Genomic DNA, 26,880 nt, shown 5'->3' with positions numbered 1-26,880 from the left:
ACCGCAAGGCGTGATTACAGCGTAACCGGCGCTCTTTCGCAGAGAGTATTGAGCGCCGCCGCCCACTGCGGGTCATCATTCAAGCACGGTACCAACACCAGTTCCTCGCCCCCTGCCTCACGGAACTGCTCGCGCCCGCGATCACCGATTTCCTCCAGCGTCTCAATGCAATCGGCGACGAACGCCGGGCACATCACCAGCAATTTTTTCACCCCTTGCTGCGCCAGGGCCTCAAGACGCGCCTCGGTATAGGGCTCGATCCATTTGGCGCGGCCCAGGCGCGATTGGAACGCCACCGACCACTTGCCATCCGGCAGCCCCAACCGCTCGGCCACATCCCGGGCAACGCTGAAACACTGCGCGCGATAACAGGTGGCAAGCACCTCAGGCGAGGCATTTTTGCAGCAATCGGCATCCTTGAAACAATGCTGGCCGGTCGGGTCGAGCTTGGTCAGGTGACGCTCGGGCAAGCCGTGGAAACTCAACAGCAGGTGATCGTATTCCTGTTCTACATGCGGCCGCACACTCGCGGCCAGGGCATCGAGGTACTCAGGCTGGTCGTAGAACGGCTGCAGGATCGAGAATTGCACCTTCAGTTTCTTGTCGCGCACCACACGCCTGGCTTCCTCTATCACCGTGGTCACGGTGCTGTCGGCAAACTGCGGGTACAGCGGCGCCAGGGTCACGTTCCGAATGCCCTGGGCGGCCAGGCGCGTCAGCACCGTCTCAAGCGAAGGCTCGCCATAACGCATCGCCAGTTCGACGGGGCCCTGGGTCCACTGCGCGGTCATCTGCTGCTGCAGGCGACGGCTGAGGACCACCAGCGGCGAGCCTTCGTCCCACCAGATCGACGCATAGGCATGGGCCGACTGCTCCGGGCGCTTGATCAGGATCAGCGATACCAGCAAGCGCCTTACCGGCCACGGCAGGTCGATCACATAAGGGTCCATCAGGAACTGATTGAGGTAGCTGCGCACATCGGCCACCGAAGTGGACTTTGGCGAGCCCAGGTTGACCAGTAACAACGCGTGATCCGTCATGCAACATCCTATCTCTAGAGGCGGCCGGACAAGTCGTCCAGGGCCGCACGCAATTCAGTGAACTGGAAAGTGAAACCTGCGGCCAACAGCCGCTCGGGCACTGCCTTTTGCCCGCCGAGCAACAAACCCGACAACTCGCCCAGGCCGACCTTCAACGCAAAGGCCGGCATCGGCATGAACGCCGGGCGGTGCAGCACCTGGCCCAACGTCCTGGCAAATTCGCGGTTACGCACCGGGTGTGGCGCGCAGGCATTATAAGGACCACTGGCGTCAGCCTTGTGCAGAAGAAAATCAATCAGGGCGATTTGATCCTGAATGTGAACCCACGGCATCCACTGCCGGCCATTGCCGATCGGCCCGCCCAGCGCCAGTTTGAACGGCAGCAACAGGCGCGACAAAAAGCCGCCCTCGGCCGCCAGCACCAGACCGGTGCGCACCAGTACCACACGAATGCCCAGGGCCTCGGCCCGCACGGCGGTCTCTTCCCAGGCGATACACAACTGGCTGGGAAAATCATCCTGCACCGGGCCGCTGTCTTCAGTCAGTTCGCGCTCGCCGCCGTCGCCATACCAGCCCACGGCGGAACCCGAGATCAGCACCGCCGGTTTCTGCTCCAGGCCTTCCAGCCATGCCAGCAGACTTTCGGTCAGGCTGATGCGACTGTTCCACAGCAATGCCTTGCGCTTGTGGGTCCAGGGGCGGTCGGCAATCGGCGCACCGGCCAGGTTGACCACCGCATCCACCGCGCCGATCACGTCCTGCAGGCGCCCAACGCCCAGGACCTGCGCACCGCAAATAGGCGCCACGGATTCGGGGGTACGGCTCAACACGGTCAAGCGATGGCCCTGGGCAAGCCAGTGCCGGCACAGTTGACGGCCGATCAGGCCGGTACCGCCGGTCAGCAAAATATGCATGGGACTCTCCTCATGTAACGTTCGCCGCCGCTCACTGGTCTATTTTATAAGCAGGGATCGATTTGATATTCGAGCGTGACGATCGTTTAGCCTGTTGGGTAAACCATAGGTCACGCCACACAATCAGGCACGCCAAAACTTATACCAAAAAACAATATTGTACAGCTATTGGTGTCGGCGTAGTCTGTACCCAACGGTAAACGAGGCCTCCCATGACTGTTCCCATTGCGATCATAGGTACCGGTATAGCCGGTCTCTCCGCCGCCCGAGCGTTACGAGACGCGGGGCACGCGGTACAACTGTTCGATAAAAGCCGCGGCAGCGGCGGCCGTATGTCCAGCAAGCGCAGCGACGCCGGCGCGCTGGACATGGGCGCACAGTATTTCACCGCCCGCGACCGGCGCTTCGTCAACGAAGTGCAGCGCTGGCAACGCCATGGCTGGGCCGAGCAGTGGAAACCCCTGCTGTACAACTTCAAGGCCGGCCAACTGACGCCCTCCCCCGATGAACAGATCCGCTGGGTCGGTACGCCGCGCATGAGCGCCATTACCCGTGCCCTGCTCGATGACCTGCCGGTGGAATTCGGTTGCCGCATTACCGAAGTGTTCCAGGGCACCCGGCACTGGAACCTGCTCGATGCCGATGGCGGCAGTCACGGCCCGTTCAGCCATGTGATCATCGCCACGCCGGCGCCCCAAGCCACCACCCTGCTGGCCGCCGCACCGAAGCTGGCGAGCGCCGTGGCCGGGGTGAAAATGGATCCGACCTGGGCCATCGCCCTGGCCTTCGACACGCCCATGGACACGCCCATGGAAGGCTGCTTCGTGCAAGACAGCGCCCTTGACTGGCTGGCGCGCAACCGCAGCAAACCCGGGCGTGACGTGACCCTCGACACCTGGGTGCTGCATGCCACCAGCTCCTGGAGCAAGGCGCACCTGGACCTGCCCAGGGAAGCCGTGATCGAACACCTGCACGGCGCTTTCGCTGAATTGCTGCACTGCGCCATGCCGGCGCCATCATTCAGCCTGGCACATCGCTGGCTCTATGCCAGGCCGTCAAGCAGCCATGAATTCGGCGTGCTGGCCGATGCCGACCTGGGCCTGTTCGTCTGCGGCGACTGGTGTTTGTCCGGGCGCGTCGAAGGCGCCTGGCTCAGCGGCCAGGAGGCCGCGCGTCGGTTGATCGAGCATCTGCAATGAATCGCTTGAATCCGGCCAAATTGTTGCTGTCGAAATGGACCGCAACAGCCCCGAAAAACAAGGAAAAACACTTCCTCGTCACCGAGCTGTTCCGTGACGAGGAAGGCACCGTGCTGGACATCGAGCTGCAAGCAGTGATGACACGGCGCAGCGAACGCCTCCCATGGCAGACCCTGCAGAATCCTGAAAGCTGGAAAATGGGCTGGAAGTAAACCCGGGCAAAAAATACCTGTACAAAATAATTGACTTGTACAAGATCAAATCTATGATGAGATTAGTTGTACAGGAATAGAAATCTGTATAGGAATTTCGCAGAGGTTTACCCATGCCCCATTCCGTGAAACCCAAGATTGGCATCAGCGCCTGCCTGCTGGGCGAGAACGTGCGTTTCAACGGCGGGCATAAACAATCCCTCCTGTGCAGCCAGACCCTGGCCGATTACTTCGACTACGTGCCACTGTGCCCCGAAGTCGCCATCGGCCTGGGCATCCCCCGTGAAACCATTCGCCTGGTCGGCGACGCCGCCAACCCGCAGGCCGTGGGCAGCGTGCACCGCGAACTCAATGTGACCCAGCCGCTGGATGAATACGGCCAGCAGATGGCGGCCGAACACACCGACCTGTGCGGCTACATTTTTATGCAGAAATCACCGTCCTGCGGCCTGGAGCGGGTCAAGGTGTACCGCGAAAACGGCGCCCCGGTGGATGGCGGCGGGCGCGGTATCTACGCCCAGGCGTTCTGCGCGCGCCACCCCAACCTGCCGGTGGAAGAGGACGGTCGTCTGAACGATCCAGTGTTGCGCGAAAACTTCCTCACTCGCGTATTCGTCTACGCCACCTGGCAACAATTGCTCGCCGAAGGCCTGACGCGTCATCGCCTGCTGGCGTTTCACTCGCGTTACAAATACCTGCTGATGGCCCACAGCCCGGCGCACTACAAAAGCCTGGGCCAGTTGCTCGGCACCATGGGCAAGGATGACGACCTCGACGAACTGGCCACGGGCTATTTCAACGAACTGATGACGGGTCTGAAAAAGTGCGCCACGCGCGGCACCCACACCAATGTGCTGCAACACATCAGCGGCTACCTCAAGCAAGCGATCAGCGCCGACGACAAGCAGGAAATGCAAACCGTCATCAGCCAATATCGCCAAGGCATCGTGCCGCTGGTGGTGCCGCTCACGCTGCTCAAGCATCACTTTCGCCAACACCCGGACCGCTACATTGCGCAGCAGGCCTACCTGCAACCGCACCCGGAAAACCTCAGCCTGCGCAATGCGATCTAAACCATGAAAGCTGCCCTGCAAGATGAACCCGGCGAAGACATCGCCCAAGCCCTGCAAAACGGCTGGCTGCCAATCCGCGAGGTGGCGCGCCAGACCGGCGTCAATGCCGTGACCTTGCGCGCGTGGGAGCGCCGTTATGGCCTGATCGTGCCCCAGCGCACACCCAAAGGGCATCGGTTGTTCAGCGCCGAACACGTGCAACGCATCCATGCCATCCTCACCTGGCTCAATCGCGGCGTGCCGGTCAGCCAGGTAAAAGGCTTGATCGACTCGGCCCAGGTCGAGCCGGAGCCGATGGAAAACGAATGGCACGCCTTGCGCCAAACCCTGGTGACGGCCATCGGGGAACTGGCTGAACGCCGGGTCGACGATGCCTTCAACCAGGCCATGGCACTCTACCCACCACGCACCTTGTGCGAGCAACTGATGCTGCCGTTGCTCAGCGAGCTGGAACAGAAGTGGCAGGGCCAATTCGGCGCGCAGATGGAGCGGGTATTTTTCCTGTCCTGGTTGCGCAGCAAGTTCGGCGCGCGGATTTATCACAACAACCGCCAGCTCCACGGCGCCCCGCTGCTGCTGGTCAACCAGTCCGACTTACCCCTGGAGCCGCACCTGTGGCTCAGCGCCTGGATGGCCAGCAGCGCCGACTGCCCGGTGGAGGTGTTCGACTGGCCGCTGCCCGCCGGCGAATTGGCCCTGGCGGTGGAACATCTGCAACCGCGCGCAGTACTGCTGTATTCCAGCAAGGCGCTGCAGGTCGCGGCACTCACAAAACTGCTGGCGGGCATTGGTTGCCCGATATTGATTGCCGGACCGGCGGTCTGCATCCACCACGCCGAGTTGGCCGTATTAACCCGTGACATCCCCGAGTTGTTCGTCGCCGAAGACCCGTTGGCGGCCCACCAGATATTGATCCAGCGTGGAATCGTCTAATGCACCTGATCTGGCTGCGCACCGACTTGCGCCTTCACGACAACACCGCCCTGACTGCCGCCAGCCAGCGAGGCCCGGTCGCGGCCATTTACTTGATCACCCCGCAACAATGGATGGCCCACGATGACGCGCCGTGCAAGGTCGACTTCTGGCTGCGCAACCTGCACGCCCTTAGCCAGACGCTCGGAAAGCTGAACATCCCGCTGCTGATCCGCCACGCAGACACCTGGGACCAGGCGCCGAGCGTATTGAGCCAGCTATGCCGGGAGCTCAAGGCAGAGTCGGTGCACGTCAACGAGGAATACGGTATCCACGAGAGCCGCCGCGACAGCGCCGTGGCCCAGGCCCTGGAAGCCGACGGTGTGACCTTCCACAGTTACCTCGACCAGTTGTTCTTCCAGCCGGGCAGTGTGTTGACCAAGTCCGGCACCTACTTTCAAGTGTTCAGCCAGTTCCGCAAGGTCTGTTACACCCGTCTGCACAGCGCTTTGCCGCCCTTGGTGACAAGCCCCAAGGCCCAGGCCGGGCTCGACCTGCAAAGCGATGCCATCCCCACCCGCGTTGAAGGGTTCGAGCCTCCCAGGGAAACCTTGCGCGCCCTCTGGCCCGCCGGTGAAGACGAAGCACGTCGGCGCCTCGACGCCTTCGCCGATGAGCAGATCAGTTACTACAAGGACGAGCGCGACTTTCCCGCCAAGCCCGGCACCAGCCAGTTGTCCGCCTACCTTGCCGCCGGGGTCGTGTCGCCACGCCAGTGCCTGCACGCTGCGTTGCAGTCCAACCAGGGCGAGTTCGAAAGCGGCGACGTCGGCACGATCACCTGGATCAATGAACTGCTGTGGCGCGAATTCTACAAACACATCCTGGTGGGCTACCCGCGGGTATCGCGCCACCGTGCGTTCCGCCCCGAAACCGAAGCGGTGGCCTGGCGCGACGCCCCCAAGGACCTGGCCGCCTGGCAACAGGCGCGCACCGGTTTGCCGATCATCGATGCGGCCATGCGTCAACTGCTGGAAACCGGCTGGATGCACAACCGCCTGCGCATGGTGGTGGCGATGTTCCTGACCAAGAACCTGCTGATCGACTGGCGCGAAGGCGAGCGCTTCTTCATGCGGCACCTGATCGATGGCGACCTGGCGGCCAACAACGGCGGCTGGCAGTGGAGCTCCTCGACGGGTACCGACTCGGCGCCGTATTTCAGGATTTTCAGCCCGTTGAGCCAGTCGGAAAAATTCGACAGCGAAGGCCTGTTCATCAAGCATTGGCTGCCGGAACTGGCCGCGCTGAACAAAAAAGAGGTGCACAACCCCGAAGCGGCCGGCGGTCTGTTCGGCGTGGCCGACTACCCGCGCGCCATTGTCGACCTGAAGAAATCCCGCGAGCGCGCCCTGGCCGCCTTTCGCAGCCTGCCCTCGCGTCAGGAGATGGCCGAACATGAGTGACTTCCTGCGCCATTTCGGCCACACCTTTGCCACGCTGGACAAGCACAACCTGTCTCTGCTCGACGGCCTGTACAGCGACGACATCGTGTTTGCCGACCCGCTGCATGAAGTCCACGGCTTGCCCGAACTGCATCGCTACTTCGCGCAGCTGTACAGCAATGTCAACCAGTTGGACTTTGATTTCCACGGCTTCGACCAGACGGCCGAAGGCGAAGGCTACCTGCGCTGGACCATGAGTTTTCGTCACCCGCGCCTGGCCGGCGGCGAGCTGATCCGGGTGCCAGGCTGTTCGCACTTGATGTGGCACGACAAGGTTTACCGACATCGCGATTATTTCGATGCCGGCGCTTTGCTTTATGAGCACCTGCCGGTCCTCGGCGGCGTCATCAGTTGGCTGAAAAGGAGAATGGGATGAGCCTGACACCGCCCCGTCGTTACTGGTTGACCGGCGCCAGCAGTGGCATCGGTGCCGCGCTCGCCGTGGAGTTGCTCAACAGCGGCGCCCATGTGGCCCTCAGCTCGCGCACCAAAGGCCCGCTGGAAGCGCTCGCCCAGCGTTATCCGGGGCAAGTGCTGGTAGTAGCCGGCGACTTGACCAACAGCCAGACCGTGCGCGAAATCGGTGAACGGATCAGCGAGGCCTGGGGCTCGCTGGATACGGTGATTCTCAACGCCGGCACCTGTGAATATGTCGACGCCAGGCAATTCGATGCGTCGATCATCGAACACGTGGTGCGTACCAACCTGCTGGCCAGCAGTTACTGCATCGAAGCGGCGCTGCCGTTGTTGCGCGCAGGGCGAACGCCGCACCTGGTGGGCGTGGCCAGCGCCGTGACCTACCTGCCCATGCCGCGCGCTGAAGCCTACGGGGCCTCGAAGGCAGGGCTGCGCTATTTGTTCGAGTCCCTGCGCATCGGCCTGTCGCCGGAAAACATCGACGTTACCGTGATCAGCCCGGGGTTTGTCGACACGCCGCTGACCGAACGCAATGATTTCCCCATGCCGTTGAGTTGGCCGGCCGACAAGGCCGCCAGGCATATCTTCGCCAAGCTGGAAAAGCGTCCGCTCGAAATCGCCTTTCCGGCCCTGTTCATCGCCACCTTGTGGCCGCTGTCCAAGCTGCCCAACCGCGCGCAACTGATCATCGGCAAACGCATGTTGCGCAGCCCGCCGCCGCAAAAGGACGACCTGTGAAGATCGCCATTATCGGCAGCGGCATCGCCGGGCTGACCAGCGCCTACCTGCTCAGCCGTCGCCACGACATCACACTGTTCGAAGCGGGTGACTGCCTCGGCGGGCATACCCATACCGCCAACGTGACCGTCGAAGGCAAAAGCTATGCGGTGGACACCGGCTTCATCGTGTTCAACGACTGGACCTACCCCAATTTCATCCGCCTGCTGGGGCAGATCGGGGTCAGGTTCAAACCCACCGAAATGAGTTTTTCGGTGTGCGACGAAAGTACGGGGTTCGAATACAACGGCAATAACCTCAACAGCCTGTTTGCCCAGCGTCGCAATATTCTGTCGCCGGGATTCTGGGGCATGCTGCGCGACATCCTGCGCTTCAACCGCCAGGCGCCGCTGGATCTGCAAGAGCAACGCATCAGTGCCGACATGACCCTGGGCGACTATCTCGACGCCGGCGGCTACGGCCCACGATTTATCCGGCATTACATCGTGCCGATGGGCGCGGCGATCTGGTCGATGTCCCTGGCCGACATGCTCAAGTTTCCGTTGCAGTTCTTCGTGCGCTTCTTCAAGAACCACGGCCTGCTTTCCGTGAGCAACCGTCCGCAATGGTGCGTGATCGACGGGGGCTCCAGCAGTTATATCGAGCCCTTGACCCGCAGCTTTCGCGAACAGGTACGCCTGAACTGCCCTGTGCATAAGGTGCAACGCACCGACGACGGCGTGGTTATCCACAGCCCGGCCGGCAGCGAGACGTTCGACCGCGTGGTGTTCGCCTGCCACAGCGACCAGGCCCTGGGGCTACTCGCCGACCCGAGCAAGGCCGAACAGCAGATCCTCGGTGCCCTGCCTTATGCCGACAACGATGTGGTGCTGCATACCGACACGCGCCTGTTGCCCGACCGCAAGCTGGCCTGGGCCAGTTGGAACTACCGGCTGGGCAGCAACCAAAAGCAGCAGGCTGCCGTCACCTACGACATGAACATCCTGCAAGGCATCGACGGCGCCACCACCTTCTGCGTCAGTCTCAACCAGACGCCGATGATCAACCCGCTGAAGATCCTGGCGCGCTACACCTACGCTCATCCGCAATACAGCCTGGCGGCGGTGGCCGCACAGGCGCGCTGGGAAGAATTGCACGGCGCGCGCAACACCTTCTACTGCGGCGCCTATTGGGCCAATGGTTTCCATGAGGACGGCGTGGTCAGCGCCCTGCGCGTGGCCCAGGCGTTTGGGGAAACCCTGTGAACAGCGCCCTGTACAGCGGCTGGATCGCCCATCGCCGGTTTGCGCCCAAGGCCCATGCCTTTCGCTACCGTATCGGCCTGCTGTACCTGGACCTCAGCGAACAGGACGCCGTGCTCGGGCTCTCGCCGCTTGCCGGTTCTAGCCGCCTGGCACCGTTCGGCTTTCGTCAGCAGGACTACCTGCGCGAATTCACCCGCCACGGCATGTCCTTGAGCGACGCGGTGCGCCATGCCGTCGGCAACGCCTTGGGGCGCACCCCGCAGGGCGCTATCTGCCTGCTGACCCAGGCGCGCAGCTGGGGCCTGGCGTTCAATCCGGTGAGTTTTTTCTATTGTTTCGAGGCCGACGGGCAACTGGCGGCGATCCTGTGCGAAGTCACCAACACCCCGTGGCGCGAGCGCTATCACTATGTGCTGCCGGCCCAGGCACTGGGCGTCGATGAACACCAGCACTTCGCCGTGGCCAAGGCGTTCCATGTGTCGCCCTTCCTGCCGCGCGACCTGGAATACCGCATGAGCTTCAGCCCGCCCGCCGCCAGGCTCGGCGTGCACATGGCCGATTGGCAAGGCGCGCATAAAGTCTTCGATGCCACCTTGAGCCTGCAAAAAGAAGCCCTGAACCGCGCCAGCCTGCATCGCTATTTATGGCGCTTTCCCTGGATGACCGCCAAGACCTGCCTGGCGATTTACTGGCAGGCCCTGCGCCTGTTGTTCAAACGCACACCGATTTTTTCCCACCGGGCCGCCGATGGCGCCTCCAGCACCGCAGTCGGGTATACCAAGGATCGCCGCCATGAAGTCCCCTAGCTTATCGGTCAAGGCTAACCGCCTGAACGTCAATGGCATGACCGCTGCGCTTTTGCGCAAGGGCGTGTTGCGCCAACTCGGCCAATTGCGCCACGGCCAATTGGTGATCGTTGAGGACGGCGAGCGACACGTATTCGGTGCACGGGAAGCGCACCTGCTGGGAGAAATCCAGATCCTGGACTCGGCGGTGTGGGGCCTGGTGGCCGCCAACGGTTCGATCGGTGCCGGCGAAGCGTTTATCCATGGCTACTGGAGCAGCCCGGACCTGACCGCCGTGGTGCGTGTGATGGTCAGCAACCTGGACGTGCTCGATGCCATGGAGGGCGGCCTGGCCCGCCTGGCGCGGCCGTTCACCCAGGGCCTGCATTGGCTCAACCGCAACACACGCAAGGGCTCGCGGAAAAACATCGAAGCCCATTACGACCTGGGCAACGACCTGTTTCAGGAGTTTCTCGACCCGACCATGATGTATTCGGCGGCGCAATTTCTCAGCGCCGACGACACCCTGGAACAGGCACAACTGAACAAACTGGAACGCATCTGCCAGAAACTGTCGCTCAAGCCTACCGATCACCTGCTGGAAATCGGCACCGGCTGGGGCAGCATGGCGCTGTACGCGGCGCAGCACTATGGTTGCAAGGTCACCACCACGACCCTGTCCAGGGAACAGTTTGCCTACACCGCCAGGCGCATCGAAGCGGCGGGCCTGCAAGACCGGGTGACACTGTTGCTGCAGGACTACCGCGACCTGACCGGTGAATACGACAAGCTGGTGTCCATCGAAATGATCGAAGCGGTGGGCCATCGTTTCCTGCCCACGTATTTCAAACAGTGCGCCCACTTGCTCAAACCCGACGGCTTGATGCTGCTGCAAGCCATCACCATCCGCGAACAACGTTATGAGCAGGCCAGGAACAGCGTCGACTTTATCCAGCGCTACATCTTTCCCGGGGGCGCCCTGCCCAGCGTGCAGAACATGCTGCAGATCGTCTGCCGCGACACCGACATGAACCTGGTGCACATGGAGGATTTCGGGCTGCACTACGCGCGCACCCTGCGCCTGTGGCATGAGAACTTTCGCCGCGCCCACGGCCGCCTCGCGGAGCTGGGTTACGACGAGTACTTTTTGCGCTTGTGGGAGTTCTACCTGTGCTACTGCGAAGGCGGCTTCATGGAGCGCACCATCGGCACCGCGCAGTTGCTGCTGGCCAAGCCGGCGGCGATTAACCCGCCATTGCTCGGGCGCTTCAGTGCTTAAATCCCTGGCCAATGCCGCGCTGTTTCAATGCGGCTGGTTTGCCTGTGTGCTCGGCGGCGACAGCCCGTGGTTATTGGTAGGGCTGGCGGTACTGGCGGTCAACCTGCTGTGGATAAGTTCGCTGGCGGATGACGGTGTGCTGATCGTCGGCGTGACACTCGCCGGCACACTGCTCGATACTCTATTGCGCACCCTGGGGGTGTTCCACTTCAGCGAGCCAGGGCCGTTAATTCCCTTCTGGTTGATGCTGCTGTGGGCCTTGCTGGCCACCACCTTGCGCCATTGCCTGGCCTGGAGCGCCCGCCCCTGGTGGCGCGCCGCGCTGTTGGGCGCGGTGGGCGGGCCGCTGTCGTATTACGCCGGCAGCCAACTGGCCGGCGTGCAGTTCGGCTATGGCCTGGGCCCGACAATGGCCGGGCTGGCGTTACTCTGGGCCGTGGTGTTCGTCGGCCTGCATCGACTGGCACGCTGACGCCCGTCGAGCATTCATACGTCTTTCGCCTGCTTGGCTTACACTGCGCGCCTATGACCAACATCCCTCACATCCAGATCACTGAACCGGCCGTCACCTGCTCGACGTGCGCGGCCTGCTGCTGCCAGCTGGAAGTCATGCTGATCACCGACACCGGCGTGCCGCAACGCTATATCGATACCGATGACTGGGGCGGGGAAGTGATGCTGCGCCTGGATGACGGCTGGTGTGCGGCGCTGGACCGGGACACGATGATGTGCACGATCTATGAGCTTCGGCCGTTGATATGTCGGGAATTCGAGATGGGTGCGCCGGAGTGCCTTGAAGAGCGCGAAGGCATTGCCACGGTCTATCGCTGAGACTTAAATGCGTGGAGATTCGAATGTGGGAGGGGGCTTGCCCCCGATGGCGGCCGGTCAGTCAAATTATAGGTGACTGACCCACCGCTATCGGGGGCAAGCCCCCTCCCACATTGGTTTTTCGGTGTTCTTGAACGTTACAACGGCATGGTGTAGTGCAGCGCGTAGCTCTCTACCCCATCGTTATTGCTGCTGATCCCGGCGTTGGAATAGTGCGTGGCACGAATGCCCACTTCATGCCCGCCGGCAAACCGCAGGCCGAACCCCAGGCGATCTTCGAACTGGAAGGACTGGCCGATGTTGTTATCTTCAAGCCTGGTGCGGGAAAACAGCGCCACCCCGATCCCGGCCTCGATGTAAGGCTTGACCGATTCCCCGGCAAACTCATACACAAACACCGGCGAGAACGACAGGCTGCTGGCGCCTGCACGATCATCACCTTCCCAATACGTATAAGCGCCGCTCCAGTAGCCCGTCAGGCGACCGACGTTGCTCTGCATCCAGCTTTTGTCCCAATCCGAGGTCAGGCCCAGACGGTAGGTCAGCGTTGAATCGCTGGTGCTGCCCAGCCCGAACTCCAGGCCGGCGGCCTGGGTGGTAATAGAGTGTCCCACCATCACAGCCGCGATAGCAGCCATACAGAACAAGCGCTTCATAGAAACTACCTTTGCGAACGAAGTTATTGATTATTTACAGGCCATCTCGCTATAGAAGTCGGCGTAGAGCCGGAAGTTCAGCGAGATTTCACGAAATTTTCACGAGGCGAAGCTTCGCACAACTCCAGGATGTTTCCAAAGTGTTGGTAGGATATTTCTGAGGTGAGACACATCGCCGCTGGTCCAGAACTGCGCAGGCAAGGCTGCCGCGCCGCTGGCGAGCAAGCCTCGTTCCCCCAGCAGGCGCTTGAGCTGACGCGCAACGGCGGCGCCGGTGTCGATCAGGATGATGCTCGGGGGGAGCATCTGCGCCAATAATGTCTTGAGGAAGGGGTAGTGGGTGCAGCCGAGGATGATGGTGTCGCAACCGGCGCTGAGCAGCGGTTCGATATAGCCCTGCAATAAATCGCGCAGGGCCGGGCTGTTCAAGTCGCCGGTTTCAATCAGCTCCACCAGGCCCGGACACGGCTGGGTAATTACCTGCACGTCGGTGGCGAAGCGGTCGAGCAAGGCGGCGAACTTGGCGCTTTGCAGGGTGCCGGTGGTGGCCAGCACGCCGACCACGCCACTGCGCGTCGCGGCCGCCGCCGGTTTTACTGCGGGCTCCATGCCGACCAAGGGCCAGTCAGGGTAGTCCTGGCGTAAATCGGCAACGGCAGCGACCGTCGCGGTGTTACAGGCAATCACGAACGCCTTGGCGCCCTGCCCGCGAAAAAATTCGGCAACCAGGCGCGAGCGCTCGCGAATGAAGGCCGGGGTTTTCTCGCCGTAGGGGATATGCCCACAATCGGCCACGTACAGCAGTGACTCCTGAGGCAACAACTGCTGAATTTCGTCCAGTACCGACAAGCCGCCGACACCGGAATCGAACACACCGATGGGCGCGTCCTTAACCATGTTGCGTCCCGCACACGCTGCAACCGGGGTCGCGTTTGACGCGCAGCTCGCGAAACCGTGTGCTCAATGCATCGATCAGCAACAAGCGCCCCACCAGCGGTTCACCAAATCCGGCCAGCAGCTTCAAGGCTTCCAACGCTTGCAGGCTGCCGACCAGCCCCACCAGCGGGCCGACGACACCGGCTTCGCTGCAAGTCAGTTCGGTGTCGCTGCCGTGCCCATACAAGCAGTGGTAGCAAGGGCTTTCGGGGCGCCGTGGGTCGAAGACCGACAACTGCCCTTCAAGGCGAATCGCCGCGCCACTGATCAACGGTTTGCCGGCGGCAACACAGGCGGCGTTGACCGCTTCGCGGGTGGAAAAGTTGTCGCTGCAATCGAGTACCACGTCCACTGCCGCAACTGCCGCCACCAATGAATCGGCATCCAGCGCGGCGCGATGGGCGACCAGTGTGACCTCGGGATTGATCGCGCTCAGCCGGCCCATGGCCGAATCGACCTTGGTCTGCCCGACGCTGTGGGTGTCGTGGATGATCTGGCGTTGCAGGTTGGTCAGGTCGACCGTGTCGAAATCCGCCAGATGCAGCTCGCCCACCCCGGCGGCCGCCAGGTACAGCGCGACCGGCGCACCCAGCCCCCCCAGGCCGACGATCAATGCGCGGCTTTTTTTCAGGCGCAACTGGCCGTCGATGTCGACCTGCTGCAACAGAATCTGCCGGCTGTAGCGCAACAGCTCGCGGTCACTCAGCACGGGCGGCGTCCCAGGGTGATGCGTTCATGGCCGCCGAGGTCGATGCGGCTGTGCACTTCGTCAAAGCCTTCACCGAGCAACAGCTCGCGCACGGCCGAGGCCTGGTCGTAGCCATGCTCCAGCAACAGACGGCCACCGGCATTCAAGTGGGCCGGGGCTTGTGTGATGATCAGGCGCAGGTCGTCCAGCCCGTCATGGCCGGCCACCAGTGCGCTGGCCGGCTCGAAGCGCACATCGCCTGCCGCCAGGTGCGGATCGTTGGCGGCGATATACGGCGGGTTGCTGATGATCAGGTCATAGCGATGCCCTTGCAACGCACTGAACCAATGGCTATTGAGCACCGCCACGTTAGTGAGGTGCAGCCGCTGGCGGTTGCGCTCGGCCAGGGCCACGGCTTCCAGCACGCGGTCGACCGCCGTGACCTGCCACATCGGGCGTTCACTGGCCAGGGCCAGGGCGATGGCACCGCTGCCAGTGCCCAGGTCCAGGACCCTGGCGGGCATCGCCTGCAACAATTCCAGGGCGGCTTCCACCAGCAGTTCCGTATCCGGACGCGGGATCAGCGTGTGCGGGGCGACCTCCAGGTCCAGCTTCCAGAAACCTTGCTGGCCGAGGATATAGGCCACCGGCTCACCGCCGCGACGGCGCTGCAGATAGTCCGCAAAAGCCAGCGCGTGTTCGCTGCTGACGATCTTTTCCGGCCAGGTGTGCAAGTAGCTGCGGGATTTGCCCAGGGCTGCGGCCAGCAACAATTCGGCATCCAGGCGCGCAGTGGGCGAGTCGGGCAGGTCGGCGGCGCGCAACAGGCTGGCAATGATGGTCATTTATTCACCTATCGCCGCCAACTGATCGGCCTGGTATTCGGCGAGCAGCGGCTCGATCACCGCGTCCACGCCACCGGCAAGGATTTCGTCCAGGGAATACAGGGTGAGGTTGACGCGATGGTCGGTGACCCGGCCCTGGGCAAAGTTATAGGTGCGGATGCGCTCGGAACGGTCGCCCGAACCCACCAGCAACTTGCGCTCGCTGGCGATCGCGTTGGCGGCGGCGCTGGTCTGCTGATCATTCAACTTGGCCGATAGCCAGGACATCGCCCGCGCGCGGTTCTTGTGCTGGGAACGTTCTTCCTGGCATTCCACCACGATGCCCGACGGCAAGTGGGTGATGCGGATCGCCGAGTCGGTCTTGTTGACGTGCTGGCCGCCCGCACCCGACGAGCGGTAGGTGTCGACGCGCAAGTCCGCCGGGTTGATCTCGATCGCTTCCTGCTCGTCCGGCTCGGGCAACACCGCCACGGTACAGGCCGAGGTGTGGATACGGCCTTGGGACTCGGTCGCCGGGACGCGCTGCACACGGTGTACGCCGGACTCGAACTTGAGCTTGCCGTAGACGTTATCGCCTTCAACCCGCGCAATGACTTCCTTATAGCCGCCGTGCTCGCCTTCGTTCTCGGAGAGGATTTCCACCCGCCAGCCGCGACGCTCGGCATAACGCGAGTACATGCGAAACAGGTCGCCGGAGAAAATCGCCGCCTCGTCGCCACCGGTGCCGGCACGGATTTCGAGGAACACGTTGCGCCCGTCGTTAGGGTCTTTGGGCAGCAACATCCGTTGCAGGTCGCCTTCCAGCTCAGCGAGTTTTTCCTTGGCCTCGCGCACTTCTTCCACGGCCATTTCGCGCATGTCCGGGTCGTTGTCCTTGAGCAGCGCCTGCGCGCCCTCAAGGTCGGCCTGCACTTTGAGCAGGTTTTTGTAGGTGACCACCACCGGTTCAACTTCGGCGTATTCCTTGGAATAGGCGCGGAACTTGGTTTGATCGGAGATGACCTCGCCATCGCCGAGCAAGGCGGTCAGTTCTTCGAAACGGTCCTGGAGTACATCCAGCTTATTGAGCAGTGAAGCTTTCATTGCGGTTTTTTATCCGAAGAGCTATCTGACGCGCCCTCACCGAGGGCAAAGAGTTCCTGGGCCATGGCCAGCGCATCGAGGCGGCCTTCGGCGGTAAGCTTTTTCAACTGTACGCTGGGGGCGTGGAGCAGCTTGTTGGTCAGGCCACGGGCCAGTTGCATCAACACCTCTTCGGCGCTGCTGCCATTGGCCAATAGGCGCTGGGCCTTGATCAGCTCCTCATCGCGCAGGCGTTCGCCCTGCTGACGATACGCCTTGAGCACGTCTACCGCCGCCAGCTCGCGCAGGCGCACCATGAAATCTTCAGCGCCGACGCTGACCATTTCTTCGGCGGCCTGGGCAGCGCCCTGGCGGCTCTTGAGGTTTTCGGCGACCACTTCGTGCAAATCATCGACGCTATAGAGGTAAACGTCGTCCAACTCGCCGACTTCGGGCTCGATATCCCGGGGAACGGCGATATCCACCATAAAGATCGGCTTGTGCTTGCGCAGCTTCAATGCGCTTTCGACCGCGCCCTTGCCCAGGATCGGCAACTGGCTGGCGGTGGAGCTGATGACGATGTCGCTGCGCACCAGCTCAGCCGGGATGTCCGACAGCAGCACAGCATGCGCGCCGAACTGCTCGGCAAGGATGCTCGCGCGCTCAAGCGTGCGGTTGGCCACCACGATACGCTTCACGCCCAGCTCGTGCAGGTGACGGGCGACCAGGGTAATGGTTTCGCCCGCACCGATCAGCAGCGCCTGGCTGCGCTGCAAGTCGCTGAAAATCTGCTTGGCCAGGCTGACGGCGGCAAACGCCACAGACACCGGGTTCTCGCCGATGGCCGTGTCGGTGCGCACTTGCTTGGCTGAATTGAAGGTGGCCTGGAACAGACGCCCCAGCAGCGGCCCGACAGTGCCGGCCTCGCGGGCCACGGCGTAGGCCGACTTCATCTGGCCAAGAATCTGCGGTTCGCCCAACACCAGCGAATCCAGACCGGACGCCACGCGCATCATGTGACGAACGGCCGCATCGTCTTCATGCACGTAGGCGCTGGCGCGCAGGTCATCGAGGCTCAAATGGTGATAATCGGCCAGCCAGCGCAGCACCACATCCGCAGACAGATGTTCCTGCTCTATATAAAGCTCACTGCGATTGCAGGTCGAAAGGATTGCAGCTTCGCGGCTGTCGGTAAGCCGGCACAGCTGCTGCAAGGCCTCAACCAACTGCTCTGGGGTAAACGCTACGCGCTCGCGCACGTCTACGGAGGCAGTCTTGTGGTTAATACCGAGTGCGAGAAAGGCCATTCAATATCGCTGATGATGTCGGGAAGCCGACAATTGTCCTACTTCGAAAGATCCAGAACAACCACCGTCGTCTATTGTCCCTATACGTTGTGCCTATAAAGGCACCCTGTAGGAGCGAGCTTGCTCGCGAAAAACGCAGGAACACCGCTGAGTGCCAGGCTTCCCGCGTTATCGTTGACGATCTTCGCGAGCAAGCTCGCTCCTACAAGGTGGAGCAATAAGCGTATTCCGAGTGCCCCGGTTATGTTTGGCCGAAGGCTTGTGTCATGATGATCCGACCGCAGGTTAGTCGTCCTCTTCCTATATGAATAGATCTTCCGCGTTGCTCCTTGCTTTTGTCTTCCTCAGCGGCTGCCAGGCCATGGCACCCGTGTCGCCGGACGCTGCGCAGCCGGTGGAGGACAGCACCCCCGTCCCTGAAAAGCCCAAGGTTTATTCCTCGTTCAGCGAAGAAACGGTCTACAGCCTGCTGACCGCCGAACTGGCCGGCCAGCGTAATCGCTTCGATATCGCCCTCGACAATTACGTCACCCAGGCCATCAATACCCAGGACCCCGGTATCTCGGAGCGGGCGTTTCGCATCGCCGAGTACCTGGGCGCAGACCAGGCCGCGCTGGACGCCTCGTTGATCTGGGCGAAAAACGCCCCGGACGACCTGGAGGCTCAACGTGCAGCCGCCGTGCAGTTGGCACGCGCCGGGCGCTATGACGACTCCATGATCTACATGGAAAAAGTCTTGCAGGGCAAGGGCGATACGCATTTCGACTTCCTGGCATTGTCGGCCGCCGACACCGATCAGGACACACGCAATGGGCTGATGAAGAGTTTCGACCGCCTGCTGCAAAAGCATCCAAAGAACAGCCAGTTGATTTTCGGAAAAGCCTTGCTGCTGCAACAGGACGATGAAGCCGACGCCGCCCTCAAGCTGCTGGAACAGAACCCGCCGGAAGACGGTGAAATCGCACCGATTCTGCTGCGCGCACGCTTGCTGCAGAACCTCAACCGCGGCAAGGAAGCGATCCCGCTGCTGGAAAAAAGTATCAAGAAATATCCGGACGACAAGCGCCTGCGCCTGACTTACGCGCGGATGCTGGTTGAGCAGGACCGTATGGAGGACGCCAAAGTGCAGTTCGCCAACCTGGTCCAGCAATACCCGGACGACGACGAGCTGCGCTATTCCCTCGCGCTGGTGTGCCTGGAAGCCAAGGCCTGGGACGAGGCCAAGGGCTATCTGGAAGAGCTGGTGGCGCGCGAAAGCCACGTGGACTCGGCACACCTGAACCTCGGCCGCATCGCTGAAGAGCGCAACGACCCGCAAGCGGCCCTGGTTGAATACGCCCAGGTCGGCCCGGGCAACGATTATTTGCCGGCGCAGTTGCGCCAGGCCGATATCCTGATGAGCAATGGTCGTACCGACGAAGCGGAGAAACGCCTGGCTGCGGCCCGCGATGCCGAACCGGACTACGCGATCCAGTTGTACCTGATCCAGGCCGAAACCCTGTCGGCCAATAACCAGGGCGAACGCGCATGGAAATTGTTGCAACAAGCGTTGCTGCAATACCCCGACGACCTCAACCTGCTGTATACCCGAGCCATGCAGGCGGAAAAACGCAATGACCTGGCGCAGATGGAAAAAGACCTGCGCCTGATCATCAAGCGTGACCCGGACAACGCCATGGCACTCAACGCCCTTGGGTATACCTTGTCCGACCGCACCACGCGCTACGCCGAAGCCAAGGCGCTGATCGAACAAGCCCACAAGCTCAACCCGGAAGACCCGGCCGTGCTCGACAGCCTGGGCTGGGTCAACTATCGCCTGGGCAATCTCGACGAGGCCGAGCGCCTGCTGCGCCAGGCGCTGGAGCGCTTCCCCGATCATGAAGTCGCCGCACACCTGGGCGAGGTGCTGTGGGCCAATGGCAAGCAGCGCGAAGCGCGACAGATCTGGGAAAAATTCCTCAAGGAACAACCCGAAAGCCCCATTCTGCGCGGCACCATCAAGCGCTTGACCGGATCCGAGACCCTATAAGCTTATGTTTTTGCGCCACGTTATCGTTTTCAGTTTCATCGCCCTGCTCGCCGGTTGTGCGGGTTTTGGTTCACGCGAATCCGTTGAAGGCCAGGGCAACCCGGCACAATGGCAACAGCACAAGGACCAGCTCAGCAGCATCGACGGCTGGCAGATCGAAGGTAAGGTCGGGGTGCGCGCGCCGAAGGACTCCGGCAGCGGCACCTTGTTCTGGCTGCAACGACAGGATTACTACGATATTCGCCTCTCCGGCCCACTGGGTCGCGGTGCGGCCCGCCTGACCGGCCGACCGGGGCAAGTGAGCCTTGAAGTGGCCAACCAGGGCCGCTACGAAGCAACCTCCCCGGAAGAACTGCTGGAACAGCAGATCGGCTGGAAACTGCCCGTATCGCACCTGGTTTGGTGGGTGCGGGGACTCCCGGCGCCGGACAGCAAAAGCCGCCTGAGCCTCAATGGCGACAGTCGCCTGGCCTCCCTGGAGCAGGATGGCTGGCAGGTCGAGTACCTGAGCTATGTGCAACAGAACGGTTACTGGCTGCCCGAACGCATCAAGCTGCACGGCACCGACCTTGACGTCACGCTGGTGATCAAGGACTGGCAACCGCGCAAGCTGGGGCAATAACGTGACTGCCGCAAAACTCACGCTGCCCTCCCCCGCCAAACTCAATCTGATGCTGCACATCCTGGGCCGTCGCGAAGACGGCTACCACGAGCTGCAGACGCTGTTTCAATTTCTCGATTACGGCGATGAATTGACGTTCGCCGTGCGTGACGATGGCGTGATCAAGCTGCACACCGAATTCGCAGGCGTGCCCCACGACAGCAACCTGATCGTGAAAGCGGCGAAAAATCTTCAGCAGCAATCCGGCTGCCAACTCGGCATCGATATCTGGATCGATAAAGTCCTGCCCATGGGCGGCGGTATCGGTGGGGGCAGCTCAAATGCCGCGACCACATTGCTTGGGCTCAACCACTTGTGGCAATTGGGCTGGGACCAGGATCGCCTGGCTGCACTGGGCCTCACGCTCGGTGCTGACGTCCCGGTTTTCGTGCGTGGGCATGCCGCATTTGCTGAGGGTGTGGGAGAGAAACTGACCCCTGTAGACCCCGAAGAGCCGTGGTATCTCGTGCTTGTGCCGCAAGTATCTGTAAGTACAGCAGAAATTTTTTCAGATCCGTTGTTGACACGTAACTCTTCTCCCATTAAAGTGCGCCCCGTTCCCAAGGGAAACAGTCGAAATGACTGCTTACCGGTTGTAGCAAGGCGTTATCCAGAAGTACGTAACGCTTTGAATTTGTTAGGTAAATTTACCGAAGCAAAATTAACCGGAACTGGAAGTTGTGTGTTTGGGGGCTTCCCAAGCAAAGCTGAAGCTGATAAAGTCTCGGCCCTTCTTACAGAGACCCTTACAGGGTTTGTAGCAAAGGGAAGCAACGTTTCGATGTTGCATCGCAAGCTGCAAAATCTGCTCTAAAAGGAATCGAGTGTTAGGCACTCGTTGCAACAGATACAGGGGCGTCGCCAAGCGGTAAGGCAGCAGGTTTTGATCCTGCCATGCGTTGGTTCGAATCCAGCCGCCCCTGCCATTTTCTAATACTCATCCAGGTTACCCTCAGCCTCTAGGTACTGCGCGTGTCCAAGATGATGGTCTTTACGGGGAATGCCAACCCCGATCTGGCTCGACGTGTCGTACGTCAGCTGCATATCCCTCTCGGTGACATCTCTGTCGGTAAATTCTCCGACGGCGAAATTACAGCCGAGATCAATGAAAACGTTCGCGGTAAAGACGTCTTCATTATCCAGCCGACCTGCGCTCCGACCAACGATAACCTGATGGAACTCGTCGTGATGGCTGATGCCTTCCGCCGCTCCTCAGCGACTCGAATCACAGCTGTAATCCCTTACTTTGGTTATGCCCGTCAGGATCGCCGTCCGCGTTCCGCACGTGTGGCCATCAGCGCGAAAGTCGTTGCTGACATGCTGACCGTGGTAGGTATCGACCGTGTGCTCACGGTTGACCTGCACGCTGACCAGATCCAGGGATTCTTCGATATTCCGGTAGACAACATCTACGGCTCCCCCGTTCTGGTGGATGACATCGAAGACCAGCGCTTTGAAAACCTGATGATTGTGTCCCCGGACATTGGTGGCGTCGTGCGTGCACGGGCTGTTGCCAAATCCCTGGGCGTGGACCTCGGGATCATCGACAAACGCCGCGAGAAAGCCAATCACTCTGAAGTGATGCATATCATCGGTGATGTCGAAGGGCGTACCTGTATTCTGGTTGATGACATGGTCGACACCGCCGGCACCCTGTGCCATGCGGCGAAAGCCTTGAAAGAGCACGGTGCCGCAAAAGTCTTCGCCTACTGCACGCACCCTGTGCTGTCGGGCCGAGCGATCGAGAACATCGAGAATTCCATGCTGGACGAACTGGTGGTGACTAACACCATCCCGTTGTCCGCTGCAGCTCAAGCCTGTTCGCGTATCCGTCAACTGGATATCGCACCGGTAGTTGCCGAAGCGGTTCGCCGCATCAGCAACGAAGAATCGATCAGCGCGATGTTCCGCTAAGGGTCATACCTGCGGATCACTCACTGACGAAAAGCGCCCCGCCCCAGCATTCCGCTGGGGCGGGGCTTTTTTGCCCATATCGAGTTCGGCGCTGGTCGCAAACGCCCCTCGATCATGGCTATTTTGGAGATACAACATGAACGATTTTACTCTGAACGCCCAAGCGCGTACTGACCTGGGGAAAGGTGCGAGCCGCCGCCTGCGTCACGCCGCCAACATCCCAGCCGTTGTCTACGGTGGTAACAAGCCTGCTGAATCCGTGACCATTCTGGCCAAGGAAATCGCCAAGCTGTTCGAAAACGAAGCGGCCTACAGCCACGTTATCGAACTGAACGTCGATGGCGCCAAGCAGAACGTGATCGTTAAAGCGATGCAGCGTCACCCTTCCAAGCAGTTCATCATGCACGCTGACTTCGTTCGCGTTGTAGCTGGCCAGAAACTGACCGCTATCGTGCCTGTGCACTTTGTGGGTGAAGAAGCGCCGGTCAAGAAAGGCGGTGTTGTTTCCCACACCACCACCGAGATCGAAGTGACCTGCTTGCCGAAAGACCTGCCTGAGTTCATCGAAGTCGACCTGTCGGCTGCTGAAATCGGCACCATCATTCACCTGTCCGACCTCAAGGCCCCTAAAGGCGTTGAGTTCGTTGCACTGGCTCACAACGACGACAAGGCTGTTGCCAACGTCCACGCGCCACGTGTTGTAGCTGAAGATGAAGCTGGCGAACCCGCTGCAGAGTAATACGCTCTGTAACGAAGGAGCTTGAGGAAACATCGCGGACCGAAACGTAGCGAGAAAGCGGGCGATAACGCGGCGTTTACTCTTGAGTAAATGATGTAATGTTGTCCACTTTCGCCGCACTCAAGTCAGGCGATGTTATCCACAACTCCAAAGGAAGGGCCCCTGTCGTGACTGCCATCAAACTGATCGTTGGCCTGGGAAATCCAGGCGCCGAATACGAACAGACCCGGCATAACGCGGGGGCCCTTTTTGTTGAGCGCATCGCCCACGCCCAAGGCATCAACCTTGTGGCCGATCGCAAATATTTTGGCCTGACCGGGCGTTTCTCGCACCAGGGTCAGGATGTTCGTCTGCTGATTCCCACCACCTACATGAACCGCAGCGGCCAGGCTGTCGCGGCGCTTGCGGGATTCTTCCGGATCAAGCCCGAAGAAATCCTGGTGGCCCATGACGAACTGGACCTGCCACCCGGCGTTGCCAAACTCAAGTTGGGCGGCGGGCATGGTGGGCACAATGGCCTGCGCGACATCATCGCGCAGCTGGGTAATCAGAATAATTTCTACCGTCTGCGGCTCGGCATTGGCCACCCAGGCGTTGCCAGTATGGTTTCAAATTTCGTCCTGGGTCGTGCGCCACGCGCCGAACAGGAAAAACTCGATGCCAGCATCGATTTTGCCCTCGGCGTGCTGCCGGATATCTTCGCCGGTGAATGGAACCGTGCGATGAAAAACCTGCACAGCCAGAAGGCCTGACTTTTACCGAGGGGAAACACCATGGGATTCAATTGCGGCATCGTCGGCCTTCCCAACGTCGGCAAATCCACCCTGTTCAACGCCCTGACCAAGTCCGGTATCGCAGCGGAGAACTTCCCCTTCTGCACCATCGAGCCCAACAGCGGTATCGTGGCCATGCCTGACCCGCGCCTGGCGGCGTTGGCGGCCATCGTCAACCCCAAGCGCATCCTGCCGACCACCATGGAATTCGTCGACATTGCCGGCCTGGTAGCCGGCGCCTCGAAAGGTGAAGGCCTGGGCAACAAGTTCCTCGCCAACATCCGTGAGACCGATGCCATCGCCCACGTGGTCCGCTGCTTTGAAGACGAGAACGTGATTCATGTCTCCAACAGCGTCGACCCCAAGCGCGACATCGAGATTATCGACCTGGAACTGATCTTCGCCGACCTCGACAGCTGCGAAAAGCAACTGCAGAAAGTCGCGCGTAACGCCAAGGGCGGTGACAAGGATGCAGTGGTCCAGAAGGGCCTGCTGGAGCAGTTGATCGCTCACTTCACCGAAGGCAAGCCTGCGCGCAGCTTGATGAAGAACATGAGCACCGACGAAAAAGCGGTAATCAAGGGCTTCCACCTGCTGACCACCAAGCCGGTAATGTACATCGCCAACGTTGCTGAAGACGGCTTCGAAAACAATCCGCTGCTGGATGTGGTCAAAGCCATCGCCGACGAAGAAGGTGCGATCGTTGTACCGGTATGCAACAAGATTGAAGCGGAAATCGCCGAGCTGGACGATGGCGAAGAAAAAGACATGTTCCTCGAGGCCCTGGGCCTGGAAGAGCCTGGCCTGAACCGCGTGATCCGCGCCGGTTACGAAATGCTGCACCTGCAGACCTATTTCACCGCCGGTGTAGAAGAAGTGCGCGCGTGGACCGTGAAGGTCGGTGCCACCGCGCCACAGGCTGCTGGCGTGATCCACACCGACTTTGAAAAAGGCTTTATCCGTGCCGAGGTGATCGCTTACAACGACTTCATCCAGTACAAGGGTGAGGCCGGTGCCAAGGAAGCCGGTAAGTGGCGCTTGGAAGGTAAGGAATACATTGTCAAGGATGGTGATGTGATGCACTTCAGGTTCAACGTATAAGCCGCAACGCAACTTCATATGTAAGAAAAAGCCGATGCAATGCATCGGCTTTTTTGTGGGTGCTACTTCCACTTTCAATACTTATAAATAGCAAAAGTTAAAGTTTAAGACTTATCCTACTCAACATCCCACCCTCTAATGAGAAAAAGGCTTGCACAAGACATACATTTCGCTCACCTTGATTTCTATCACAACCAGATCACTTTTCTTATTCAATCCCCCATACTCTCCTTATCATTTACGTTCCAGTGGCCCGAACTTACAGGCAGCCCCATCAACAACGATTTGAACGCAACAACGGAGCACTCACATCATGGCGGCCCTTCAAAAGGACAGCGAAGTTGCCCACCCACTCATTGAAAGTACAGACATTGAACAAACTCTAAAGAGCACGGCTCCTCTTAAAATAGACATTCTGTTACTGGGTGAAACCGGCACGGGCAAAGACACACTGGCCCAACAAATTCATCGTTTATCCGGCCGTCAGGGCAACTTCGTTGCCGTGAACTGTGCCGCCATTCCCGAAAGCCTCGCGGAAGGCCAGTTATTCGGTGTGAACAGTGGCGCCTACACCGGTGCGGTCCAATCCCGTGCGGGGTTCATCGAGGCCGCTCACTTGGGCACTCTGTATCTGGATGAGGTCGACAGTATGCCGCTGTCGCTGCAAGCGAAACTTTTGCGTGTACTGGAATCTCGGGGTGTCGAACGACTGGGCTCGACGCGCTTTATCCCCGTTGATATGCGCGTCATTGCATCTGCCCAACAATCACTTGGCGACATGGTCGAACGCGGCACCTTTCGGCGCGACCTCTATTACCGCCTCAATGTCGTCAGCATCAATCTAACGCCTCTACGAGACCGACAGGAACGAATTATCCCACTGTTTTTGAGTATGGTTCGCCAGGAGGCAGAACATTTTAATTACACCGCGCCAACACCATCCGGCGCATTAATTCAGCAACTGCTATGCCATACCTGGCTTGGCAACATACGCGAGCTGCGATCTGCCGCCAAACGTTTTGTGCTGGGACTGACGCCACTTTGCGAGCCCGCAGGGGATGAGAATTCGCAAAGTTTGAGGGGAAGACTGCAACAAATAGAAAAAACGCTCATAGAAGCCGCGCTAAAACGCCATGACTACTGCGTGGAGCGTGCAGCATTAGAGCTCGGAACGTCCAAGCGAACACTCTATTATCGATTGAAGCACCTGAACATATTGCGCTGTCTGGATTGAAAACTGTTACATATGCATAGAAACATCTTGAAATCCTGATTTAGGAACCTTCTGGCGTTACTTTGCCACATATTTCACGAGCTTCAGCTCGCTAGCTATCAGGCAGGAATACCCGCCTGATGTGCCATCAACCTACGCTATCAGTAAAGGTACTCACTATGTCTAATCCTATTGGTAACCCTTTTCAGTCATTCGGCGGCGGCGTTGACAACACGACGACGAAAGCAATAAGTGATCAGCTGATGCGAGAAAAAAATGCGCAAAACCTTAAACAGACGAAAGACGGTATTGATATGGAATATTCAAACAAAGTGATGCAGCAAATCGGTCAGGCGAAAGCCTAAACGCCAGACTTACTGCCTCCTTTGTTGTTTCCAGGAGGCAGTTCTCTCCCCCACTAGTACTCACGGAGCTTCCTATGATCTCTAAAATTGAGTGGGCACCAGAGACTCGAATGGCCACCCAGGAAAATGGAATAACGACCGCCTCCAGCACCTCCTCGCTGGACAGCCATTTTTTTTCCTCCGAGTTGGCCGTCGGCGAACCTGTCAGGCAGGGAGCACCTGCCATTGGCACGCATTTCCTGGCTGAACAATCCGTTCACTTGAAGCAGAAATTTGACGCTGCCTCCAAAGGTCTGAACGACTTGGTCAAGAAGGACTATTCCATTAAGTCAGCTCAGGTTCCGCAGGCCTTGGTCGAGAGTAAAGAAATACTGACCGTGGCGGTCAAGATCATAAAACACTGTTCCTCGATGATAGAAAAAACCACCAATCTTCAGTAGGTCGT

General features: G+C 60.1%; 30 protein-coding genes and 1 tRNA gene. 23 read left to right on the top strand and 8 right to left on the bottom strand.

The features are described from left to right. Positions 1-14 precede the first annotated feature (14 nt). A complete protein-coding gene (gene hemH / locus MRY17_RS03595) occupies positions 15-1,040 on the bottom strand; it encodes a ferrochelatase (protein WP_191951693.1) in 1,026 nt (341 codons plus the stop codon). A gap of 14 nt (positions 1,041-1,054) precedes the next feature. Beyond that, on the bottom strand, positions 1,055-1,954 hold the full coding sequence (locus MRY17_RS03590; protein ID WP_181282229.1) for a TIGR01777 family oxidoreductase: 900 nt from the start codon (positions 1,952-1,954) through the stop codon (positions 1,055-1,057). Positions 1,955-2,166: 212 nt separating this feature from the next. On the opposite strand from MRY17_RS03590, the gene MRY17_RS03585 reads away from it, so the two are divergent. From MRY17_RS03585 to MRY17_RS03530, 12 genes are all read left to right on the top strand, one after another. After that, positions 2,167-3,153 carry an NAD(P)/FAD-dependent oxidoreductase gene (locus tag MRY17_RS03585; protein WP_243353306.1) on the top strand — a complete coding sequence of 329 codons (987 nt, stop codon included), beginning with the start codon at positions 2,167-2,169 and terminating at the stop codon, positions 3,151-3,153. Then, entirely contained in the window at positions 3,150-3,365 is a 216-nt protein-coding gene (locus tag MRY17_RS03580; RefSeq protein WP_124431431.1) for a TIGR02450 family Trp-rich protein, read from the top strand. Before MRY17_RS03585 ends, MRY17_RS03580 begins: the two co-directional genes overlap by 4 nt. A 113-nt stretch (positions 3,366-3,478) precedes the next feature. After that, on the top strand, positions 3,479-4,438 hold the full coding sequence (locus tag MRY17_RS03575) for a YbgA family protein (RefSeq protein ID WP_181282227.1): 960 nt from the start codon (positions 3,479-3,481) through the stop codon (positions 4,436-4,438). Positions 4,439-4,441: 3 nt separating this feature from the next. Next, a complete protein-coding gene (locus MRY17_RS03570) occupies positions 4,442-5,371 on the top strand; it encodes a MerR family transcriptional regulator (RefSeq protein WP_181282226.1) in 930 nt (309 codons plus the stop codon). Continuing rightward, positions 5,371-6,813, top strand: coding sequence for a deoxyribodipyrimidine photo-lyase (phrB, locus tag MRY17_RS03565; protein WP_243353305.1), 1,443 nt, complete (start codon positions 5,371-5,373; stop codon positions 6,811-6,813). The genes MRY17_RS03570 and phrB overlap by 1 nt, the downstream gene beginning before the upstream one ends. Next, on the top strand, positions 6,806-7,228 hold the full coding sequence (locus MRY17_RS03560) for a nuclear transport factor 2 family protein (RefSeq protein ID WP_191956594.1): 423 nt from the start codon (positions 6,806-6,808) through the stop codon (positions 7,226-7,228). The genes phrB and MRY17_RS03560 overlap by 8 nt, the downstream gene beginning before the upstream one ends. Next, a complete protein-coding gene (locus tag MRY17_RS03555) occupies positions 7,225-8,007 on the top strand; it encodes an SDR family NAD(P)-dependent oxidoreductase (protein WP_065888026.1) in 783 nt (260 codons plus the stop codon). The genes MRY17_RS03560 and MRY17_RS03555 overlap by 4 nt, the downstream gene beginning before the upstream one ends. Next, positions 8,004-9,251, top strand: a complete 1,248-nt coding sequence (locus tag MRY17_RS03550; protein ID WP_243353304.1) for an NAD(P)/FAD-dependent oxidoreductase — start codon at positions 8,004-8,006, stop codon at positions 9,249-9,251. The genes MRY17_RS03555 and MRY17_RS03550 overlap by 4 nt, the downstream gene beginning before the upstream one ends. Then, on the top strand, positions 9,248-10,057 hold the full coding sequence (locus MRY17_RS03545) for a DUF1365 domain-containing protein (RefSeq protein ID WP_181282223.1): 810 nt from the start codon (positions 9,248-9,250) through the stop codon (positions 10,055-10,057). The genes MRY17_RS03550 and MRY17_RS03545 overlap by 4 nt, the downstream gene beginning before the upstream one ends. Next, positions 10,044-11,315, top strand: a complete 1,272-nt coding sequence (locus MRY17_RS03540) for an SAM-dependent methyltransferase (protein ID WP_181282222.1) — start codon at positions 10,044-10,046, stop codon at positions 11,313-11,315. Before MRY17_RS03545 ends, MRY17_RS03540 begins: the two co-directional genes overlap by 14 nt. Beyond that, entirely contained in the window at positions 11,308-11,787 is a 480-nt protein-coding gene (locus MRY17_RS03535) for a DUF2878 domain-containing protein (RefSeq protein ID WP_181282221.1), read from the top strand. The genes MRY17_RS03540 and MRY17_RS03535 overlap by 8 nt, the downstream gene beginning before the upstream one ends. Before the next feature lie 53 nt (positions 11,788-11,840). Then, positions 11,841-12,146, top strand: a complete 306-nt coding sequence (locus MRY17_RS03530) for a YkgJ family cysteine cluster protein (protein WP_181282220.1) — start codon at positions 11,841-11,843, stop codon at positions 12,144-12,146. Positions 12,147-12,283: 137 nt separating this feature from the next. Here the strand turns inward: MRY17_RS03530 and MRY17_RS03525 are convergent, their stop codons facing one another. From MRY17_RS03525 to hemA, 6 genes are all read right to left on the bottom strand, one after another. Further along, entirely contained in the window at positions 12,284-12,802 is a 519-nt protein-coding gene (locus tag MRY17_RS03525) for an acyloxyacyl hydrolase (protein WP_057725878.1), read from the bottom strand. A 99-nt stretch (positions 12,803-12,901) separates the two neighbouring features. Next, entirely contained in the window at positions 12,902-13,699 is a 798-nt protein-coding gene (gene murI / locus MRY17_RS03520) for a glutamate racemase (RefSeq protein ID WP_243353303.1), read from the bottom strand. Beyond that, the gene (locus MRY17_RS03515) at positions 13,692-14,447 is read right to left on the bottom strand and encodes a molybdopterin-synthase adenylyltransferase MoeB (RefSeq protein WP_243353302.1); all 756 of its coding nucleotides are present in this window, start codon (positions 14,445-14,447) and stop codon (positions 13,692-13,694) included. Before MRY17_RS03515 ends, murI begins: the two co-directional genes overlap by 8 nt. After that, positions 14,441-15,271, bottom strand: coding sequence for a peptide chain release factor N(5)-glutamine methyltransferase (gene prmC, locus MRY17_RS03510; RefSeq protein WP_243353301.1), 831 nt, complete (start codon positions 15,269-15,271; stop codon positions 14,441-14,443). Before prmC ends, MRY17_RS03515 begins: the two co-directional genes overlap by 7 nt. Next, positions 15,272-16,354, bottom strand: a complete 1,083-nt coding sequence (gene prfA / locus MRY17_RS03505) for a peptide chain release factor 1 (RefSeq protein ID WP_057725882.1) — start codon at positions 16,352-16,354, stop codon at positions 15,272-15,274. Beyond that, positions 16,351-17,640 (bottom strand): glutamyl-tRNA reductase, encoded by a 1,290-nt coding sequence (hemA, locus tag MRY17_RS03500; RefSeq protein ID WP_181282216.1) that lies wholly within the window; start codon positions 17,638-17,640, stop codon positions 16,351-16,353. Before hemA ends, prfA begins: the two co-directional genes overlap by 4 nt. Before the next feature lie 304 nt (positions 17,641-17,944). On the opposite strand from hemA, the gene MRY17_RS03495 reads away from it, so the two are divergent. The 11 genes from MRY17_RS03495 to MRY17_RS03445 all read left to right on the top strand — a co-directional run bounded on the left by MRY17_RS03495 (position 17,945) and on the right by MRY17_RS03445 (position 26,875). Next, on the top strand, positions 17,945-19,669 hold the full coding sequence (locus MRY17_RS03495) for a tetratricopeptide repeat protein (protein ID WP_181282215.1): 1,725 nt from the start codon (positions 17,945-17,947) through the stop codon (positions 19,667-19,669). A gap of 4 nt (positions 19,670-19,673) precedes the next feature. Beyond that, the gene (gene lolB, locus MRY17_RS03490) at positions 19,674-20,291 is read left to right on the top strand and encodes a lipoprotein insertase outer membrane protein LolB (RefSeq protein WP_065891723.1); all 618 of its coding nucleotides are present in this window, start codon (positions 19,674-19,676) and stop codon (positions 20,289-20,291) included. Between the two features lie 49 nt (positions 20,292-20,340). Beyond that, entirely contained in the window at positions 20,341-21,144 is an 804-nt protein-coding gene (ispE, locus tag MRY17_RS03485) for a 4-(cytidine 5'-diphospho)-2-C-methyl-D-erythritol kinase (RefSeq protein WP_199771578.1), read from the top strand. 37 nt (positions 21,145-21,181) lie between these two features. Further along, positions 21,182-21,256: transfer RNA gene (locus tag MRY17_RS03480), tRNA-Gln, on the top strand. A 46-nt stretch (positions 21,257-21,302) separates the two neighbouring features. After that, complete coding sequence (locus tag MRY17_RS03475; RefSeq protein ID WP_003208392.1) at positions 21,303-22,244, top strand: ribose-phosphate pyrophosphokinase; 942 nt, start codon at positions 21,303-21,305, stop codon at positions 22,242-22,244. A 136-nt stretch (positions 22,245-22,380) separates the two neighbouring features. Further along, on the top strand, positions 22,381-22,983 hold the full coding sequence (locus MRY17_RS03470; RefSeq protein WP_124356940.1) for a 50S ribosomal protein L25/general stress protein Ctc: 603 nt from the start codon (positions 22,381-22,383) through the stop codon (positions 22,981-22,983). Between the two features lie 167 nt (positions 22,984-23,150). Beyond that, positions 23,151-23,735, top strand: coding sequence for an aminoacyl-tRNA hydrolase (gene pth, locus MRY17_RS03465; RefSeq protein WP_003188350.1), 585 nt, complete (start codon positions 23,151-23,153; stop codon positions 23,733-23,735). Between the two features lie 21 nt (positions 23,736-23,756). Continuing rightward, positions 23,757-24,857, top strand: coding sequence for a redox-regulated ATPase YchF (gene ychF, locus MRY17_RS03460; RefSeq protein WP_057725888.1), 1,101 nt, complete (start codon positions 23,757-23,759; stop codon positions 24,855-24,857). A 313-nt stretch (positions 24,858-25,170) separates the two neighbouring features. After that, on the top strand, positions 25,171-26,091 hold the full coding sequence (locus tag MRY17_RS03455) for a sigma 54-interacting transcriptional regulator (RefSeq protein WP_199771554.1): 921 nt from the start codon (positions 25,171-25,173) through the stop codon (positions 26,089-26,091). A 158-nt stretch (positions 26,092-26,249) separates the two neighbouring features. Next, positions 26,250-26,435, top strand: coding sequence for a hypothetical protein (locus MRY17_RS03450; RefSeq protein ID WP_181282213.1), 186 nt, complete (start codon positions 26,250-26,252; stop codon positions 26,433-26,435). 74 nt (positions 26,436-26,509) lie between these two features. After that, positions 26,510-26,875: a hypothetical protein gene (locus MRY17_RS03445; RefSeq protein WP_181282212.1), complete on the top strand. Its 366-nt coding sequence runs from the start codon at positions 26,510-26,512 to the stop codon at positions 26,873-26,875. Positions 26,876-26,880: the final 5 nt, after the last annotated feature.

This window comes from Pseudomonas orientalis (genome assembly GCF_022807995.1).
Taxonomy (GTDB): domain Bacteria; phylum Pseudomonadota; class Gammaproteobacteria; order Pseudomonadales; family Pseudomonadaceae; genus Aquipseudomonas; species Aquipseudomonas orientalis_B.
The sequence above is the reverse complement of the archived record's forward strand: the minus strand, read 5'-3'. Positions and strand labels throughout refer to the sequence as shown.

What these genes read in the sequence shown, in the direction of transcription:
- hemH (WP_191951693.1), bottom strand. Translation starts at nt 1,040, where the DNA reads ATGACGGATCACGCGTTGTTACTGGTCAACCTGGGCTCGCCAAAGTCC.
- MRY17_RS03590 (WP_181282229.1), bottom strand. Translation starts at nt 1,954, where the DNA reads ATGCATATTTTGCTGACCGGCGGTACCGGCCTGATCGGCCGTCAACTG.
- MRY17_RS03585 (WP_243353306.1), top strand. Translation starts at nt 2,167, where the DNA reads ATGACTGTTCCCATTGCGATCATAGGTACCGGTATAGCCGGTCTCTCC.
- MRY17_RS03580 (WP_124431431.1), top strand. Translation starts at nt 3,150, where the DNA reads ATGAATCGCTTGAATCCGGCCAAATTGTTGCTGTCGAAATGGACCGCA.
- MRY17_RS03575 (WP_181282227.1), top strand. Translation starts at nt 3,479, where the DNA reads ATGCCCCATTCCGTGAAACCCAAGATTGGCATCAGCGCCTGCCTGCTG.
- MRY17_RS03570 (WP_181282226.1), top strand. Translation starts at nt 4,442, where the DNA reads ATGAAAGCTGCCCTGCAAGATGAACCCGGCGAAGACATCGCCCAAGCC.
- phrB (WP_243353305.1), top strand. Translation starts at nt 5,371, where the DNA reads ATGCACCTGATCTGGCTGCGCACCGACTTGCGCCTTCACGACAACACC.
- MRY17_RS03560 (WP_191956594.1), top strand. Translation starts at nt 6,806, where the DNA reads ATGAGTGACTTCCTGCGCCATTTCGGCCACACCTTTGCCACGCTGGAC.
- MRY17_RS03555 (WP_065888026.1), top strand. Translation starts at nt 7,225, where the DNA reads ATGAGCCTGACACCGCCCCGTCGTTACTGGTTGACCGGCGCCAGCAGT.
- MRY17_RS03540 (WP_181282222.1), top strand. Translation starts at nt 10,044, where the DNA reads ATGAAGTCCCCTAGCTTATCGGTCAAGGCTAACCGCCTGAACGTCAAT.
- MRY17_RS03530 (WP_181282220.1), top strand. Translation starts at nt 11,841, where the DNA reads ATGACCAACATCCCTCACATCCAGATCACTGAACCGGCCGTCACCTGC.
- MRY17_RS03525 (WP_057725878.1), bottom strand. Translation starts at nt 12,802, where the DNA reads ATGAAGCGCTTGTTCTGTATGGCTGCTATCGCGGCTGTGATGGTGGGA.
- murI (WP_243353303.1), bottom strand. Translation starts at nt 13,699, where the DNA reads ATGGTTAAGGACGCGCCCATCGGTGTGTTCGATTCCGGTGTCGGCGGC.
- prmC (WP_243353301.1), bottom strand. Translation starts at nt 15,271, where the DNA reads ATGACCATCATTGCCAGCCTGTTGCGCGCCGCCGACCTGCCCGACTCG.
- prfA (WP_057725882.1), bottom strand. Translation starts at nt 16,354, where the DNA reads ATGAAAGCTTCACTGCTCAATAAGCTGGATGTACTCCAGGACCGTTTC.
- hemA (WP_181282216.1), bottom strand. Translation starts at nt 17,640, where the DNA reads ATGGCCTTTCTCGCACTCGGTATTAACCACAAGACTGCCTCCGTAGAC.
- MRY17_RS03495 (WP_181282215.1), top strand. Translation starts at nt 17,945, where the DNA reads ATGAATAGATCTTCCGCGTTGCTCCTTGCTTTTGTCTTCCTCAGCGGC.
- lolB (WP_065891723.1), top strand. Translation starts at nt 19,674, where the DNA reads ATGTTTTTGCGCCACGTTATCGTTTTCAGTTTCATCGCCCTGCTCGCC.
- ispE (WP_199771578.1), top strand. Translation starts at nt 20,341, where the DNA reads ATGCTGCACATCCTGGGCCGTCGCGAAGACGGCTACCACGAGCTGCAG.
- MRY17_RS03470 (WP_124356940.1), top strand. Translation starts at nt 22,381, where the DNA reads ATGAACGATTTTACTCTGAACGCCCAAGCGCGTACTGACCTGGGGAAA.
- ychF (WP_057725888.1), top strand. Translation starts at nt 23,757, where the DNA reads ATGGGATTCAATTGCGGCATCGTCGGCCTTCCCAACGTCGGCAAATCC.
- MRY17_RS03455 (WP_199771554.1), top strand. Translation starts at nt 25,171, where the DNA reads ATGGCGGCCCTTCAAAAGGACAGCGAAGTTGCCCACCCACTCATTGAA.
- MRY17_RS03450 (WP_181282213.1), top strand. Translation starts at nt 26,250, where the DNA reads ATGTCTAATCCTATTGGTAACCCTTTTCAGTCATTCGGCGGCGGCGTT.
- MRY17_RS03445 (WP_181282212.1), top strand. Translation starts at nt 26,510, where the DNA reads ATGATCTCTAAAATTGAGTGGGCACCAGAGACTCGAATGGCCACCCAG.